Origin of the sequence: Mycobacterium ahvazicum, assembly GCF_900176255.2 — a bacterium.
GTDB classification, from domain to species: Bacteria; Actinomycetota; Actinomycetes; order Mycobacteriales; family Mycobacteriaceae; genus Mycobacterium; species Mycobacterium ahvazicum.
In genome coordinates, this window is the sequence record NZ_FXEG02000004.1 from 26440 (window position 1) to 41748 (window position 15309).

The window sequence follows — 15309 nt, forward strand, 5'->3', positions numbered from 1 at the left end:
GCGAACCTGAGGCGTTACTGAAACGGCGCCAAGAAGTTATAGAGGATCCATTTAGAAGTGCGGCTGACGCTAGTCCCATCAGCACCCCAACCGCACACCTGAAAAGGATCACAGCAATGTTCACTCGCCGCATCAACACCATCGCCAGCACCATCATCGGCGGCGCCGCCATCGGGATCGTCGCGATCGGCACCGCCGGCACCGCCGGAGCCACCACCGCCGACGACGCGTTCCTCGCTCAGATGGACAAGCTCGGCATCTCCTTCCGCTCGCCGGCGGACGCCATCAAGGACGGCCACAAGGTCTGCCAGGAACTCGCCGCCGGCAAAACCGGGACCGACATCGCCACCGAGATCCTGCAGCAGACGGACCTGACCAACCACCAGGCGGCCTACTTCGTCGTCGACGCGACCCACGCCTACTGCCCGTCACTCGCACCGCAGCTCACCTAATCGCGCCCACCCACTGGATGGGGGGTCTCGGGTAACCGGGATCCCCCATCCGCCATTTACCGGCCGGCCAAGTCCGCCGGCCAAGTCATTGAGAATCCTTTTAGGGGTCGGCGCGACGCTGTGTTCATCGGCCAGACAGACCGCACACCCGAAAGGACCACAGCTATGTTCGCTCACCGTATCCGCACAATTGCCAGCACCGCGATCGGCGCCGCCGCCATCGGGATCGCCGCAGTCGCCAGCGCCGGCGTTGCCGGCGCCAGCACCGTCGACGACTCCTTCATCACGCAGATGGGCAAGGTGGGCGTCACCTTCACCTCACCGGCGGAGGCAGTCAACAATGGCCAGAAGGTGTGCCAGGCGCTGGCCTCCGGCGAAAGTGGCGTCGACATCGCCAACGAGGTCGTCGGCCAGACGAACCTGACCCGCAGCCAGGCCGCCCACTTCGTCGTCAATGCGGCCACCGCGTACTGCCCGCAACTGGGCGGCCCGCTCAGCTGAATCGCAGCACCGGCCTAACGCGGGGATCTCGGTAACCGGGATCCCCCCGTTAGGCATATGCATTGGCCACAGACACGCACACCTGCGCGCCGGCCACGCACTGCACTCGACGGAACAGCCGCGTCCACAACACCGAAGCCGCATTGGAACGCTTTGTCAATCAAGGTAATTCATCGCATCGGTGGCAGACATCCGGCTGCGGGCCGGTTCATCAAGGCCGCGTGACCCGATTCAGACCTTCCGAATCCGGCATCGGCCTCACTAAGCTTTCAGGGCGGCTGTTGATTTGCTGCGCGGCGATTGATATGCAGGAAGCAGCTGTGGCCAACACTTCAAGGAGATGTCGATGAAGCTCTCGCCTCGCACCGTTAGCGCCGCCGCTGCCGCCGCGCTCGCCCTCGTCCTCACCATCGCCGGCTGCTCGAGCAATTCGAACACCGGCAAATCGCCCGGGACCACCGCCACCACCTCCAGCAGTGAGGCGGCCACGCTGCTCAAGCAGGCCGCGGACGCGATGACCAAGGTGACCGGGATGCACGTCAGCGTGGCGGTGCAGGGCGACGTGCCCAACCTGCGGGTGACCAAGCTCGACGGCGACATCTCCAACACACCGCAGACGGTTGCCACCGGTAGCGCGACGCTGCTCGTCGGCAAATCCCCGCAAGACGCGAAGTTCGTCTACGTCGACGGCCACCTCTACTCCGACCTCGGGCAACCGGGCACCTACACCGACTTCGGCAACGGCGCCTCGATCTACAACGTGTCGGTGCTGCTGGACCCCGGTAAGGGGCTGGCCAACCTGCTGTCGAAACTGCAGGGCGGCGCGGTGGCCGGCACCGAGCAGGTCAACGGCGTCGCGACCACCAAGATCACCGGCAACTCGTCGGCGGACGACGTCGCCACGCTGGCCGGCTCCAAGCTGACCGCCCAGAGTGTGACGACGGTGCCCACCACGGTCTGGATCGCCTCGGACGGCTCCTCACACCTGGTCCAGCTCCAGGTCCATCCCACGAATGACACCTCGGTGACGCTGACGATGTCGGACTGGGGCAAGACAGTCACCGCCACCAAGCCTGTGTAGACCGTGCAAACCGCCGGACCGCCGGCACTCGGAAAGGAATCACCAATGAGGATGATTACTCGTCGCCGGCGGTTCACGATGGCCGGCATGGCCGCTGCCGCCGTCGTCAGCGTCGCGCTGGCTCCCGCGGCCGGCGCCGCCGATCAATACGGCGCGATCGCCTACTCCAGCAACGGTTCCTGGGGCCGCAGCTGGGACTACCCGACCCGGCCGGCCGCGGAGGCCACCGCGGTCAAAAATTGCGCCTACACGGACTGCAAGGTGCTGACCAGCTTCACCGATTGCGGCGCTGTCGCGACCAATGGCAGGGCGTTCCAGGGCGGAGTCGGCGCCACCCTGGCCGCCGCGATGAGGGACGCGCTGACCAAACTCGGTGGCGGCTCCATCGACACGTGGGCGTGCAACTAGCGGTCTTCATCCCCGCGCGGACGGCGCGAGGTCACTCCAAGAATTCGTGGAGATAACAAATAGGCCACGATCAGAGCCTTTTCTCAACCACCCCGCACAACCGCGGGACGAGAAAAGGGGACAACGATGAAGACCACGAAGATCGCCGCGATCGCCAAGACCGCCACCCTGGCAATCATCGCCGTTGCCGTCGCGCTGGGATTGGCCGCACCGGCCGGCGCCGCCGCCGGCACGATGTACGGCGACCCGGTGGCCGCCGCCAAGTACTGGCGCTACCAGAAGTACGACGACTGCGTCCTGATGTCGAGCGCCGACGTGATCGGCCAGATCACCGGCAAGGAGCCCTCGGAGCGGGCCATCATCAAGGCGGCCCAAGCCACGCCGAGCGTCGTGCACCCCGGTTCGATCTACACCACGCCGGCCAACACCAAGAACCCGAATTCCGGTATGGGCACCAGCTTTGCGGACATCCCGACATTGCTGGAGCTGTACAAGATCAACGGCACGATCACCAACAGGGAGCACGCCGCCAAAGACGGCATCCTCGGTGGCATCGAAGGGCTCGAGGAGCAACTCGGCGAGGGCCACAAGGTCATCGTCAGCGTCAACGGAGAACTCATCTGGGGCCAGCCCGTCGAAAACAAGGACGACAAGGGCAACCCCCGCGGTGACCACGCGGTGGTGGTCACCGGTATCGACACCGCCAACGATGTGGTCCACCTCAACGACAGCGGCACCAAGGACGGCCGCGACGAGCAGATCCCGATGGCGCTCTTCATGAAAGCCTGGGAGGCCAGCAAGCAGCTGATGGTATTCACCACCTAGCCGCACACGCACGGCAAACCGGCGGGCAGCCACCCGAAGCACACGCATCGGGCCGGCTGCCCGCCTGATGCGTTTCGATGAATCCCAACCGAATTCGAGCGAGCCGTCCATGATCACGCTGGCAGGGAACGCATTTCAGTCGGCGGCAACGCCGAAACCGCGGCACACCAATGTTCACCGGTATTACCGAATTCGGTGGGTTCGTATCACAATGTCAAGGAATGACTCACCGTATGGGCAGATGACGCCGCGCAGGGAACCCGGAAGGGCTGGTTAGCGACGATGGTAGACAAAAGTCTCGAATTCGGCCTGCTCGGGCCGTTGGAGATGACTGTTGACGGCACCATGGTGCCGTTGGGCACGCCCAAACAGCGGGCGGTGCTGGCCATGCTGCTGATGAACCGGAACAGCCCGGTCGGCGTCGAAAGGCTGATCACCGCCCTGTGGCAGGACGAGCCCCCGTCCGGCGCCCGGGCCAGCATCCACTCCTACGTGTCGAATCTGCGCAAACTGCTCAGCGGCGCGGGTATTGACCCGCGGGTGGTGCTGGCCGCGGCACCGCCGGGTTACCGGCTCACCGTCGACGAAAACAGTTGCGATCTGGGACGGTTCATCACGGAGAAGACCGCGGGCGTGCAGGCGGCCGCGCTCAGCAGGTTCGAGCAGGCCAGCCAGCACCTGTCGACGGCGCTGGCGCAATGGCGGGGACCGGTGCTCGAGGACCTGCGCGACTTTCAGTTCGTCGACACCTTCGCCACCTCGCTCGTGGAGGAGAAAATTCTCGTCCACACCGCGAAGGCAGAGGCCGAAATCGCTTGCGGACGTGGCGCCTCCGTGGTCAGCGACCTCGAGGTCCTGATCACCGAGCACCCCTATCGCGAGCCGCTGTGGGCCCAGCTGATCACGGCCTACTATCTGACCGACCGCCAATCCGACGCGCTGGCCGCGTACCGGCGGGTGAAGACGACACTGGCCGACGAGCTCGGGATCGACCCCGGCCCGACGTTGCGTGACCTGAACGAAAAGATCCTGCGCCAGGAGCCGCTGGACGCCAAGAAATCGGCGCGGACCACGGCGGTGGGCACCATCACCCTGCTGGACCAGCGCACCAAGGTCCCCGCCGGCAAGCCCGCCGCCTACCTGCACGAGGCGTCGGGTCGCAGTTACCCACTGCGCATGGCGGAGACCCGGATCGGGCGTCTCAGTGACAACGACATCGTCCTGGCCAGCGCCAACGTGAGCCGCCATCACGCCGTCATCGTCGACACCGGCACCAGCTACATCATCAACGACCTGCGGTCGTCCAACGGCGTACACGTGCAACACCAACGCATCCGCTCGGCGGCCACGCTGAAGGACGGCGATCACGTCCGAATCTGCGACCACGAATTCACGTTCGAGATCCCCCGGGGCTACAACAGCGACGCAGCAAACTGAATATTGTTGTCGTACAAGTTCTTTCGTAATAAATGCTGGCATGGTCAATCACCACAAGGCTTTTCGCCGGGCCGCACCGGTGTCGGTGGGCGACTCGCCCGCGCGGGGATCTCGCGATTTGTCACGCGTTCGGATGCGCGACGGCCTACCGTGATGGTTGCTAGTCGCGGTGGTTACGAGCGAGGATCTGCCCGTAATTGTTGATATCGTCGGCGGGTCTGCGGTCGGTTTGGAGGATCAGCGATGAGCGAGGAGCAGAACTCGCGGGTCGGGACGATGTTCGGGCCCTACCGCCTCAAGCGGCTGCTGGGCCGGGGCGGGATGGGCGAGGTATACGAAGCCGAGCACACCGTGAAGGAGTGGACGGTCGCGGTCAAGGTGATGACCGCGGAGTTCAGCCGGGACCCCGTCTTTCGTGAGCGGATGCGGCGCGAGGCGCGCACCGCGGGCCGTTTGCAGGAACCGCACGTCGTGCCGATCCACGACTACGGCGAAATCGACGGCCAGATGTTCATGGAGATGCACCTCATCGAGGGCATCGACCTGGACGACATGCTCAAGCGGTTCGGACCGTTGACCGCACCGCGCGCGGTCGCGATCATCACCCAGATCGCCTCGGCCCTCGACGCGGCCCACGCCGCCGGCGTCATGCACCGCGACATCAAGCCGCCCAACATCCTGATCACCCGCGACGACTTCGCCTACCTGGTCGACTTCGGCATCGCCAGCGCCACCACCGACGAGAAGCTCACCCAGCTCGGCACCGCGGTCGGCACCTGGAAATACATGGCGCCCGAACGCTTTTCCAACGGCGAGGTAACTTACCGCGCCGACATCTACGCGTTGGCCTGCGTACTGTACGAGTGCCTGACGGGCACCCCGCCGTACCGCGCGGGCACCGCGGGCGAGCTGGTCCGGGCTCACACGACCGACGCCATCCCGCAGGCCAGCGCGGTCCGCTCGGGAATCCCCAAGGCTTTCGACGCGGTGATCGCGCGCGGCATGGCCAAAAAGCCCGAGGACCGCTACGCCAGCGCCGGTGATCTGGCGCTGGCCGCCCACGAGGCGCTCAGCAACCCCGATCAAGACCACGCCGACGACATCCTGCGCCGCAGCGTCGAGGCCACCCTGGCCGCCGAGATCAAGAGCGACCCTCCCCCGACCACTCCCGCCACGGCGCCACCGCCGCCCAGTACGCCGCCGGGGCCGTATCCGGGCCAGAGCTCCGGGCCGGTGCGGCCCACACCGACCGCCCGGCCCTGGGCACCCGAGAGCGGCCCGGTGCCGACTCCGAGCCAGCACGCCTCCGGCGCGCACTATTACCAAGGCACCAGCGGCAACTGGGGTGGCACGCCGCCGGGCGCACCCCCGCCCGCCGGGCCCACTACCTGGACGCTGGGACAGCCACCGCCGCCCAAACCCAAACGCAGCCCCTGGCCGATCGTGATCGGAGCGGTCGCCCTGGTCGTGGTCCTGGTGCTTGCCGCGATCGGCGTCTACCTGGCCACGAAGGAGGACGACAAACCCACTCCGCATCCCCCACCGACCAGCACCACCACCCCGCGCAAGACCACGACCACGACCACCCCCACCACCACGACACCCGCGCCCGGCGACCTGGAAGGCCAGCTGCTCAGCATGGTGCCCCCCGGCTACCCGAGCGGCGTGTGCACACCGGCCACCGCAAAACCCAACACCGTGTGGTCGGACGCGCTGGCGGTGGTCGACTGCGACCAGAACACCAACCCCGGCGGCCCGTCCAAAGCGCGCTATGGGCTCTTCCCCAATCCGGGTGTCCTCAAAGACGCGACGGACGCCGACATCAAGCTCCTGACGCTGGCGACCTGTCCCGGGGAAACCAACAACCCGGAAACCTGGCAGCACCCGAATGACCCGAAGGTCGACGTCGGCGTGGTCGCCTGCGGCACCTACAACAACCACCCCAACATGGTGTGGAGCAACCAGGTCAAGCTGCTGCTGTGCGACGTCTTCGGCGACCCCCCGACCATCGAGGAGCTGCACACCTGGTGGACCAAATACGGTGGCTGACCCGCGGCAGCTAAAGATCAACCAGCCCAACGGCATTGCCAGCAACCGCGCCCGAGGGCGCAATAACGCGAGGACCACGCCTGGATCAGCTATACAAGTGGTGGATGTGAGTACCGTTCTCGAGGCGGCTAGCTAACACAGCGGAGGCAATGCGTGGACGACAGGACCGACATGGTCACCACCATTCCCGGGCTACAACTGCGGGCGGGTGGGCGTACCTGGCAGGCCACCGCTGGCCGGTCCTGGAGCGTTGGCCGTGCGCACGAGGCCGACATTCAGCTGGAAAACCCGAGAGTGTCGCGCCAGCACGCGGTGCTACAGCCGACGCCCGCGGGTTGGGTTCTGGTCAACCGCAGCAACAACGGCATGTTCGTGAACGGGCGGCGAGTCCAGAGCCTGCCGATAACCCAGCCGATCACCGTCGTGCTGGGGTCGCCGTCCTCCGGGCAGTCGCTCGAGCTCTGCCCGATCGCCCCACCTCCGAGTCCGGCTCGGACCCAAACCGTCGCGCCGACGATGGGGTCGGTCGGCGAGACCACGGTGGCCCGGCCTCCAACCGCGGTCTACGCGATGGACCAGATAACCATCGGGATTGGCCGCGGAACACACAACGACGTCGTGCTCGACGACTTGCTGGTCTCTCGCCACCATGCGGTGCTGCGCCGCTCCGGACAACAGTGGGAACTGGTAGATAGCAACAGCGCCAACGGAACCTACGTCAACGGTCACCGGATCGCGCGCGCGATCATCGGCCCGAACGACATCGTCGGCATCGGCCACCAGCTGCTGCACCTGTCCGGCGACCAACTCGTCGAATACACCGACACCGGCGACGTGTCCTACCAGGCGTCGAACCTGCGGGTGGTCTCCAACAAGGGCAAGGTGTTGGTGGCCAACGTCAGTTTCGCCCTACCGCAACGCTGCTTCATGGCGGTGGTAGGGCCAAGCGGCGCAGGCAAATCCACGTTGTTGAGCGCGTTGACCGGATTCCGTCCGGCCTCTAGCGGTGAGGTCCGATACGACAATCGCGACCTCTATCAGAACTACGCCGAGCTGCGGCACCGGATCGGCTTCGTGCCGCAGGACGACATCCTGCACACTCAGTTGACGGTGCGACGAGCGCTGAATTACGCTGCGCAGCTTCGCTTTCCGCAGGACGTATCGACCCGGGAACGAAGGCAGCGCATCGACGAGGTGCTGGGCGAGCTCGGGCTGGCCGCACATGCCAATCAACGGATCGACAGCCTGTCGGGCGGTCAGCGCAAGCGCACCAGCGTCGCACTGGAACTGCTGACCAAACCATCCCTGCTGTTCCTCGACGAGCCCACCTCGGGACTCGATCCGGGCTACGAGAAGTCCGTCATGCAAACGCTGCGCGCGCTGGCCGACGACGGTCGATCCGTCGTGGTGGTCACCCACAACACGGCGCAACTGAATCTGTGCGACCGGCTGCTCATCCTGGCGCCGGGCGGCCGGCTGGCGTACTTCGGTCCCCCGCAACAGGCTCTGAATTACTTCGGTTGCAACGACTTCGCCGACCTGTTCAACCTCCTCGAACACGACACCACGACCGACTGGACCGGCCGCTATGTCGCATCGCCGATTCACGGCGCCCTGACCGGACCGCACGCCACGCTGAAGGCCCCGGCTCCGGCCAGCCGTCCCGCGAAGGCGGTCGCCCAGCAGAGCGCCGTCGCCCAATTCGCCACGCTGTGCCGCAGGTATCTGGCGGTCATCGCCGCGGATCGCCAGTACGCGGTGACGCTGCTGGTCCTGCCGCTGCTGCTGAGTCTGTTCGCGCACGCCGTCCCCGGGGAGGCCGGGCTGTCGCTGACCAAGGCCATCGAAACGAAGTCCACCCAGCCCTCGCAATTGCTGGTGCTGCTGATCATCGGGGGCGCCCTGATGGGTTGCGCCGCCTCGATCCGCGAGATCGTCAAGGAACGGGCCATCTATCAACGCGAGCACGGCATCGGGTTGTCGCGCGTCGCCTATCTGGCCTCCAAAGTGGTGGTTTTAACGGCGTTGACCACACTGCAAGGGCTGATTCTGGGCTTCCTGGGGGTGGTCGGCCTGCCTCCCCCGGACCAGGCCGTCGTCCTGCCTTGGCCCAGAGCCGAAGTGGCGATGGCGGTCGTCGCCGTCACCGTGGTCTCGATGCTGATCGGTCTGCTGATTTCGGCGATGATCGGCAACGCCGACCGCGGCATGCCGCTGCTGGTGCTCGTCGTCATGGCCGAACTCGTGCTGTGCGGCGGCATGTTTGGGGTGAAGGGCCGCATCCCGCTGGAGCAACTGGCGTGGCTATCGCCGTCACGCTGGGCCTACGCGATGGCCGCCTCGACCATCGATCTCGACGATCTGCGCCGCACCGCGGGCGGCGACGAAGACCCGCTGTGGGAGTACGACCCCGGCGATTGGTGGACGGCCGCGGCTGCCTGCGCCATCCAGGCGATCGTCTTGATCATCCTGATCGCGCTGCGACTCAGACAGCTTGACCCGCAACGCAAAGCGGCCAAGTGACGCTCGCCCCCCGGGGGCCGCGATCGAGACGGAGGCGTTCCGTCGGCGTTTGCCGTCGCCGAGCGGCGGGTCGGCCGCGCCCACCGTCGTGCGTGCTTGCCGGGCATTGCGGCCGACGGGTTTGCGGGGATTTTGTTGATATGGTCGGCGGGTCTGCGGTTGGTTTGGAGGATCAGCGATGAGCGAGGGGCAGGCCTCACGGGAGGGCTCGACGTTCGGGCCCTACCACCTGAAACGGCTGCTGGGCCGGGGTGGGATGGGCGAGGTCTACGAGGCCGAGCACACCGTCAAAGAGTGGACCGTCGCGGTCAAGCTGATGTCGGACCAGTTCAGCTCGGACCCCGTCTTTCGTGAGCGGATGAAGCGCGAAGCGCGCACCGCGGGCCGTTTGCAGGAACCGCACGTCGTGCCGATCCACGACTACGGCGAGATCGACGGAAAAATGTTCATGGAGATGCGCCTCGTCGAGGGCACCGACCTGGACAGCTTGCTCAAACGGTACGGTCCGCTGACGCCGCCACGCGCGGTCGCGATCATCACCCAGATCGCGTCGGCTCTGGATGCCGCCCACGCCGCCGGCGTTATGCACCGTGACGTGAAGCCGCCCAACATCCTGGTCACCCGGGATGATTTCGCCTACCTCGTCGACTTTGGCATCGCCAGCGCCACCACCGACGAGAAGCTCACCCAGCTCGGCACCGCGGTCGGCACCTGGAAATACATGGCCCCGGAGCGATTCACCAACGACGAGGTGACCTACCGCGCCGACATCTACGCGTTGGCGTGTGTGCTGCACGAATGCCTGACCGGAGCCCCGCCGTACCGCGCCGACAGCGCCGGTGTGCTGGTCAAGGCGCACATGAGCGATCCCGTCCCGCTGCCCAGCGCGGTCCGCGCGGGCATTCCCAAGGCTTTCGACGCGGTGATCGCACGCGGGATGGCCAAGAAGCCCGAAGACCGCTACGCGAGCGCGGGCGATCTGGCGCTGGCCGCGCATGAGGCACTGAGCACTCCCGATCAAGACCATGCGTCGGACATCCTGCGCCGCAGTCAGGAAGCGACCCTGCCCGGCAAGGACAAGCTCGAGCAGCCACCGACGATCGCGGGCACCGCGGCCGCGCCGCCCGTGCAGCGGCCGGCCACACCCTCGCCGCCGCCGACGCCGACGCCGTATCCGCGTCCGAGCTCCCCGCCGGTGCCGCCGCACCACGCTCCGAGCCCGCGGCCCTGGGCGCCCGAGAGCGGGCCCGTCCCCACCCCGGGTCAGCCCGTCTCGGGCCCGCAGTATTACCAAGGCAGCAGCGGCAACTGGGGCGGCCCGCCATCGGGTGCCCACCCGCACGCGCAGCCCGTCGGCCCCACCCAGTGGAACCTGGGCCAGCAGCCGCCCCGACCCAAGCGCAATCCGTGGCCGATCATCGCCGCGGCCGCCGTGCTGCTCGTGGTCGTGGTCAGCGCGGTGGCTATCTGGCTGATCATTCCCGACCCCAAGCCGCCACCGGAACCGATTGCGTCCACGCGGCTCAACTCGCTGCTGCTGAGCGCCTCGGATATCAACACCATCATGGGCGCGACGAACATCCAGCCCGGCAAGCCCATTACGACGATGGGCACTTCCTCGATGACGGTGTCGATACCGGACTGCGAGGGCGCGCTGTACACGACTCAGGATCCGGTGTACGCCGGCAGTGGCTGGACGGGCATCTACGGCCTGGTGTCCGCCGAACCGGGCGACAACAACGACCACTGGGTCAACCAGGCGGTGGTGGCCTTCCCGACCGCCGACAAGGCCAAGGCGTTCCTGCAGGGCTCGCTGGACAAGTGGAAGAAGTGTGTCGGCCAGACGGTGACGGTGGACAATTCGGGCAAGACCTATCGGTGGACTTTCGCCCCCGTCCAAGGCAATTCACCGAAGATATCGGTGCTGCAGACCCAGGAGGGGGCCGACGGCTGGCAGTGTGAGCACGCGATGAGCGTGGCGAACAATGTGATCGTCGACGTCAACGCCTGCGGTTACCACATCAGCGATCAGTCCAGCCAGATCGCCGAAAAGATCGTCGACAAGGTGAACAACACCTAGCGACGCCAATACCTAAGCGGCGCTGCGGCATTAGCTTATTCGGGAGCCTATTCGGGTAGGTCTGGCCCCTGGGCGCGCAGGTCGTCGACCGCCGACATCGCGTCGCGTAACTTGGCGAGCCATTCCTCGGTGTGTTCGCCGACGAGCTTGACCGACCACGCCAGAGCGTCGGCGCGAGACCTGGCGACACCGGCGTCCACCAACGTGTCGAGCACCTGGCGTTCCGGTTGCTTCAAGCGCGTCATCACCGGAACTGCGATGTGCGTGAACAGGATTCGCTCGCCACCGATCTCCAGGCCCCAGGAAACCTTGCGGCCGTAGCGATCCTGCGCCTCGTCGGCGATGCGCATCCGCTCCGAGCGGGTCTCCTCGCGGAACCGTGAGGCCCGGCCCTCGGCGCGCGCCTCGCTGTCTTCGGCCGCGTCCGCGAGCTTGCCGATGACAGTGATCTCCTCGCGGTCCACCACGACCGTCGGGTCGCCGTCGAACCAGCCTTCGGGCAGGCGTCCGGCGAACCATTCCGCCGCGCCGGTGGCATCGGGTTGCTGGGCTTGCTGCCAGCCCCCGGGGCGGCCGTACCGCCTAGAACTGTGATGGTGTGATTTCATGATTACATCATTACACCGTTGCACATGTAATCAGGACCGGTTCGCTCGCGGCGAACGGCAACCGGTCCTGGGCATGGACCGCAAAACCGTTGATATGGCCCGCTCACAGGCGTATTTTTGATCACGAAGCAGGCCCGGAAGCGGCCAAGTCAAAGCGCCGGCAGAGGGGAAGGAGCCGGCCGCGTCGGACCGTGTCAGACGCCCCCCAGCGCCGCCCGGGCCTGCCTAAACCTGTAACGGACTCAGTCGTTGTCACCGTCGCCGCGGCGCACCCGGAACAGCTTGACCTCATTCTTGACGCCCTTGAGGCGGCGTGCGCCCGCGAAAGACGCGGAAAACTCCAGGGTTTCGCCGACGGCCTCCCACACCGAGTCGGCGACCAGAACGGTGCCGGGGCGGGCCACGCCGGTGACCCGGCTCGCGACGTTGACCGGGCGGCCGAACCAATCACCGGCCCGGCTCACCGCCATCCCGGCGGCCACCCCCGCCCGCAGCCGGGGAAAGTCGTCGTCGGTATCGACCGTTTCAACAAGCTTCAGCACGGCATCGAGCAAGGGCGCGGGCTCGGGACAGACGAACATCACCGCGTCCCCGATCGTCTTGATGAACCGGACCGGTGGGACCGTCACGTCCCGGGCCAGCCCCGCCAGCCGACTGGCCAGTTGCCCCAGCTCCTCGGGCGAGACCACCTCGCCCAGCTTGGTGAAACCGACCAGGTCGGCGAACGCGACGGTGACCTCGCGCGCGCCCGGCAACGGTTCGCCCGCGGCGCGCTCGGCGGCGTTGACCGCTTCGGTCTCCATCATGTGCCGAAGCTGCATGAACAGCATCTGCTCGATCATCGGTCCGAGCTGCGGCGCGATCTGGCCCACCAGCGCCTGGGATGCCTTGGCGATCTCCAGCTCGGTGGCTCCCGGGCGCATGATCGCCTCCAGCGCGGCATACCGCATCACCTCGGCGGTGTGCGAGAGGCCTTCGGCGAGCACCCGCACCACCAGCACGACCTGGTCGGGGTTGAGCCCCAGCTCCACGAAGCGCTGCGCGTAGGCGGCCGCTTCGCCGTCGGCGCGCATGTGGATCGACGCGTCCGGATCGTCCACCCGGGCCAGCCCGATCGCCCGCTGCACGCGCTGCAGCAGCGTCAGGTCGATGTGGTGTTGCTCGCTGATCTCGCGCGCCGACACATAGGTGCCGTCGTCTCCGATCAGGCGACGGCTGGCCAGCAGCAGCGGCGGATTGGTGGCCCGGATCTCCGCGGGGGTGACGCCCTGTCCCAGTAGCCAGGCGACCAGCTCGGCGCGTTCCCTGCGCGCGTCGCCGTCGAGTCCGTCGAGCAGATCGTCAATGTTGGCGTCGACCTCGTCGTCCACGTGGCCAACCTACAACGCCGGCGGGCGATGATGGCAGTGATGACCCCGCCGCTGCTGCATGGTTTCGCACCCGTCGTCGACGAGCGCGCCCGGGTGCTGATCCTGGGCTCGTTTCCCAGTGCCCAGTCGCTGGTGGCCCAGCAGTATTACGCCAATCCGCGAAATGCGTTCTGGCCCATCGCCGGTGCGCTTTTCGGATTCGACCCCGACGCGCCCTACGAGTCCCGGCTGACCGTTTTGCGATCCCGCGGGGTGGCGCTGTGGGACGTGCTGCGCAGCTGCCGCCGAGCCGGTAGTGCCGACTCGGCGATCGATCCGAAAAGCTTGGTGGTCAACGACTTTGCCGGGTTGTTCGCCGACTACCCGGGAATCGCCGGGGTTTACTTCAACGGCGCCAAGGCGGCCGAGATGTACCGCAGGCTGGCCCAGCCCGACGAGCGGATCGAGTTCCACCGGCTGCCGTCCAGCAGCCCGGCCCATGCCACCCGGCCCGGCGTCAAGCTGGCGGCCTGGCGCGAGATGTTGCGGCTATGACCCCGTCATGACACCGGCGGTCGGCGGCGCGCCCACGGTCGCGCCGCTTCGATCTGCGCGGACAGCGACAGCAGCGTCGCCTCGTCGAACGGCCGGCCCACCAGCTGTACCGACAACGGCAGGCCGTCGCCGTCGAAATCCCACGGCACCACCGCGGCGGGCTGACCGGTCGCGTTCCACGGAGCGAAGTACGGCACCTGCTGGGCGACCAGCAACAGCGTCGACACCGCGCCGCGGCGCCGGTACGCACCGATGCGCGACGGCCCTTCCGCGGTGCCCGGCGTGATCACGACGTCGACATCGTCGAAGATCGACTGAATCTTGGTGTTCATGCCTTCCTCGGCGGCCCGCACGGCTGCCATCCTGCGGTCCGAGAAGAACGACCCCATCCGCGCCAGCGTGCGGGTGCGGGACTCGAGCCGTTCCGGGTGAGCCTGCGCGTCGGCGTCGTCGCAGATGCCGCGCAGATAGCGCGGCAGGAAGTTCGTATAGAGCTGGGCCACTGGATAGTCGGGATCGGCGGTGATCACCTCGTGCCCGAGATCGCGCAGCAGCGCACCGGCCGCCTCGACCGCCGCCAGCTCTTCGCGACCGACCCGCTGCGGAACCGTCGGGATCTTGGTGCTCAACGCAATTCGCAGTTTGCCCGGATCGCGCGACGCCGCGGCGACGAACTCGCCCTCGGGTCCCGGGATCGTCGAGGTGATATCGAGAAACAGCGCCGCATCGGCCACCGAGCGCGCGATCGGGCCGTTCACGGAGAGGCCGTACCAGGCGTTGTCGTGCGGTTCCAGCGAGACGCGATCGCGGTGCGGCTTCAGACCGTACAGCCCACACCAGGACGACGGGACACGGATCGAGCCGCCGCCATCGGATCCCAACGCCAGCGGGGCCAGCCCGGCGGCGACCGCGGCGCCGCTACCCCCGCTGCTCCCGCCGGGGCTGCGCCCGAGATTCCACGGGTTGCGGGTCGCGCCGAACGTCAGCGACTCGGTGAACGGAAAGATCATCAGCTCGGGCACATTGGTCTTTCCGATGATGACCGCGCCGGCCGCGCGCAACCGGCGGACTACTTCCGCGTCGGAGGTCACCGGCGGACCGTGGCCGCCGCTGCCGCAGGCCGTCACCTCGCCCGCGACGTCGACGTCGTCCTTGATCGCGATCGGCACGCCCAGCAGCGGCAGCCGCTCGCCCGCGTCGAGCAGTTCCTGAGCGGCGTAGGCGTCCTCACGTGCGCTGTCGGCCAGCACCACGCGGTAACAGCGCAGGTCGCTGTCCAGCCGAGCGATCCGTTCCAGGTAGACCTCGAGCAGGTCGACAGCGCTGATTTCACCGTCGGCGAGCATCCGTGCCAGTGCGCCCGCACCGGCGAATGCGACATCGCGAGCGTCCACTGCGGCAGCGTAACCCTCGGGTCGGCCCGGCCCCAGTACGGTGGCGA

Annotated in this window: 13 protein-coding genes; 10 read left to right on the forward strand and 3 right to left on the reverse strand. The window is 67.0% G+C overall.

Annotated elements, in window-relative coordinates; all coding sequences use genetic code 11:
• Nucleotides 1-116: 116 nt before the first annotated feature.
• From MAAFP003_RS20720 to MAAFP003_RS20760, 9 genes are all read left to right on the forward strand, one after another.
• Nucleotides 117-452: a DUF732 domain-containing protein gene (locus tag MAAFP003_RS20720; RefSeq protein ID WP_096289614.1), complete on the forward strand. Its 336-nt coding sequence runs from the start codon at nucleotides 117-119 to the stop codon at nucleotides 450-452.
• Nucleotides 453-617: 165 nt separating this feature from the next.
• A complete protein-coding gene (locus MAAFP003_RS20725; protein ID WP_096289615.1) occupies nucleotides 618-953 on the forward strand; it encodes a DUF732 domain-containing protein in 336 nt (111 codons plus the stop codon).
• A gap of 346 nt (nucleotides 954-1299) precedes the next feature.
• A complete protein-coding gene (locus tag MAAFP003_RS20730) occupies nucleotides 1300-2034 on the forward strand; it encodes an LppX_LprAFG lipoprotein (RefSeq protein WP_096291300.1) in 735 nt (244 codons plus the stop codon).
• A 51-nt stretch (nucleotides 2035-2085) separates the two neighbouring features.
• On the forward strand, nucleotides 2086-2442 hold the full coding sequence (locus MAAFP003_RS20735; RefSeq protein ID WP_096289616.1) for a DUF4189 domain-containing protein: 357 nt from the start codon (nucleotides 2086-2088) through the stop codon (nucleotides 2440-2442).
• A gap of 126 nt (nucleotides 2443-2568) precedes the next feature.
• Nucleotides 2569-3267 carry a C39 family peptidase gene (locus tag MAAFP003_RS20740; protein WP_096289617.1) on the forward strand — a complete coding sequence of 233 codons (699 nt, stop codon included), beginning with the start codon at nucleotides 2569-2571 and terminating at the stop codon, nucleotides 3265-3267.
• Between the two features lie 282 nt (nucleotides 3268-3549).
• Nucleotides 3550-4704: a BTAD domain-containing putative transcriptional regulator gene (locus tag MAAFP003_RS20745; RefSeq protein WP_096289618.1), complete on the forward strand. Its 1155-nt coding sequence runs from the start codon at nucleotides 3550-3552 to the stop codon at nucleotides 4702-4704.
• A gap of 243 nt (nucleotides 4705-4947) precedes the next feature.
• Nucleotides 4948-6753, forward strand: coding sequence for a serine/threonine-protein kinase (locus tag MAAFP003_RS20750; protein WP_096289619.1), 1806 nt, complete (start codon nucleotides 4948-4950; stop codon nucleotides 6751-6753).
• 153 nt (nucleotides 6754-6906) lie between these two features.
• Nucleotides 6907-9276 carry an FHA domain-containing protein gene (locus MAAFP003_RS20755; protein WP_103175420.1) on the forward strand — a complete coding sequence of 790 codons (2370 nt, stop codon included), beginning with the start codon at nucleotides 6907-6909 and terminating at the stop codon, nucleotides 9274-9276.
• A 178-nt stretch (nucleotides 9277-9454) separates the two neighbouring features.
• Nucleotides 9455-11356 carry a serine/threonine-protein kinase PknH/PknJ gene (locus MAAFP003_RS20760; RefSeq protein WP_096289621.1) on the forward strand — a complete coding sequence of 634 codons (1902 nt, stop codon included), beginning with the start codon at nucleotides 9455-9457 and terminating at the stop codon, nucleotides 11354-11356.
• A 47-nt stretch (nucleotides 11357-11403) separates the two neighbouring features.
• Here MAAFP003_RS20760 and MAAFP003_RS20765 read toward each other — a convergent pair whose 3' ends face one another.
• Nucleotides 11404-11964, reverse strand: a complete 561-nt coding sequence (locus tag MAAFP003_RS20765; protein ID WP_096289622.1) for a hypothetical protein — start codon at nucleotides 11962-11964, stop codon at nucleotides 11404-11406.
• A 242-nt stretch (nucleotides 11965-12206) separates the two neighbouring features.
• Nucleotides 12207-13334, reverse strand: a complete 1128-nt coding sequence (locus MAAFP003_RS20770) for an adenylate/guanylate cyclase domain-containing protein (protein ID WP_096289623.1) — start codon at nucleotides 13332-13334, stop codon at nucleotides 12207-12209.
• 39 nt (nucleotides 13335-13373) lie between these two features.
• Between MAAFP003_RS20770 and MAAFP003_RS20775 the strand changes: the two genes are divergently transcribed.
• Nucleotides 13374-13868 carry a DNA-deoxyinosine glycosylase gene (locus MAAFP003_RS20775; RefSeq protein WP_096291301.1) on the forward strand — a complete coding sequence of 165 codons (495 nt, stop codon included), beginning with the start codon at nucleotides 13374-13376 and terminating at the stop codon, nucleotides 13866-13868.
• A gap of 5 nt (nucleotides 13869-13873) precedes the next feature.
• On the opposite strand, the gene MAAFP003_RS20780 is transcribed toward MAAFP003_RS20775, so the two are convergent.
• Complete coding sequence (locus tag MAAFP003_RS20780; protein WP_096289624.1) at nucleotides 13874-15262, reverse strand: amidase; 1389 nt, start codon at nucleotides 15260-15262, stop codon at nucleotides 13874-13876.
• Nucleotides 15263-15309 lie beyond the last annotated feature (47 nt).